Raw genomic sequence first — 1654 nt, 5'->3', positions numbered from 1 at the left:
GTGCCAATGAAGCATAAGCTTGCACGATTTGGCGGTTTTCATGCACACCCCCTGTCAAGAGGCTCGGGGTGCCTCTCTGAAGGTTTCTTCTAGCACACTGAGATAGAACGGCATTTCAGCATAAGCCGTGACTAGCGGTCACTTTCCTTCCTGAGATTTCAGGAGTGCCACAACCGGCTCAACAGCGTTGCGAAGATAGAGCGGTCCAACATCCAAGCCGTTTGGGCGAAACGGCTGAACCCGCTCGCTCTGCAGAACGGCCCGAATCGTGTTCAAATGCGCGCCGGTTTCGGCCGACGGCATCGATGGTGTCGTGTAGTTGGTCTCAAAAGCAGCGATGTCGTCGCGGCTCATGCGCCATTCCCGACGCCTGGTCGTAGGATTTACAACCAGCATCGCAGGCGTGTAACCACCTTCGATCAGAGCCAGGAATTGACCTTTGCCCCTAATACCCACCGATCGGGCGAAGGCCGCTGCGCTCACCTCGCCGGGGGTAGTCGATGGTTTGCGCTTCGGCGCGGTCTTAGCCTTGAATGAAGAAACCTCAGTGGCTTCAACCACAAACCCGTGGTAGCCGAACACATCAGAACGTTTACCGAGGCGCAGAAAACCAGCCCTGATAGCCGCAATGATTCCGCCAACTGGAAAGTCCAGCCGCTTGTGAACGAGTTGGATAGTCTCCCATCCTGGCTCATCCAAGGCAACTGGCTGCGCATAGGCCTCCAGCTCCTCAAGAAGAGCTTGGCCGTCCGCAATCCGCCAAGGCGATTTGATCGTGGCGATGTTGGTCCTCGGGACGAGGACACCGTCTGCCTTCAACCCGTTCAATTCGGCCAGCGTTGCGCCGATTGCCTTTCGCAGCGCAATGGGACCAACCAGCGTCGGGATTTCATCAAGGACGTGCTGCCAAGCCTTCGCATCAAAGGTCTTGCGGGCATCGGCACGCGCGTCACCGGGCGCGAACGCGCCTGCTTCTGTCAGGAAATCATCCAGAACAGCGGCGCCGATGCCGGTTTCCTTGGATGCTGACGTGAGGGAGTGTAGGCGCCGCTCCGTCACGGCCTGCCCAAGAATGTCATCCCCTGGCGCCAAGGGCCATATTTCCAGAAAATAGTCACGAAGAATCCCGCGAAAGCCCGCAAAGGCATCGTCATCAAGATAGCTGCCATTAACGTGTCGGAGGAGCGGCCCAAATTCGCCCTGCGTCACGATGTGGCCGCCGTCCTGTGACCGCATGAGGATGTCCAGAGCCGCCCGGCCCCCATCAGGGCCTTGGGAGACATAGGCAAAGCCCGTGGCCTTGGCGCGCCGATCGTCCGGGGCCTCGCCCTGTTTGCGCAGCAAGGCTGCACCGATAAACTCACAGAGTGTGATCGCTGGAAACACCGGCTGTGAGGCCAGCCATGTGTCGTCCGCAGCTGTGCCCTGCGAGAGACGCTTATCGAGCCAAAGGTCATAGTCGGTACGATCAATGCGCAGGCAATCGAATGATCCTGCGCGCAGGTCTGGCAGGATTTCCGCCAATCTCGCTCCAATATCATCCCGCTCAATGGGGCGCGAGCTGGACCACAAGGGAACCAGCGGATGGTGGTGCTGGTGGCAGATATCAACACCTCTGCAAAGCCAGCCCCCCCCGCAAGGCAGTGCGCCGCAA

The 1654-nt window shown here is 59.1% G+C and carries 1 protein-coding gene; it reads right to left on the bottom strand.

The genetic code is table 11. The features are described 5' to 3' along the window. Window positions 1-138: 138 nt before the first annotated feature. Window positions 139-1524, bottom strand: a complete 1386-nt coding sequence (locus GGQ68_RS24045) for a hypothetical protein (RefSeq protein WP_183970541.1) — start codon at window positions 1522-1524, stop codon at window positions 139-141. Window positions 1525-1654 lie beyond the last annotated feature (130 nt).

The sequence above is a fragment of the Sagittula marina genome (assembly GCF_014196795.1).
GTDB classification, from domain to species: Bacteria; Pseudomonadota; Alphaproteobacteria; order Rhodobacterales; family Rhodobacteraceae; genus Sagittula; species Sagittula marina.
Note: the sequence above shows the minus strand (reverse complement) of the source record. Positions and strands in the feature narration are given on the sequence as shown.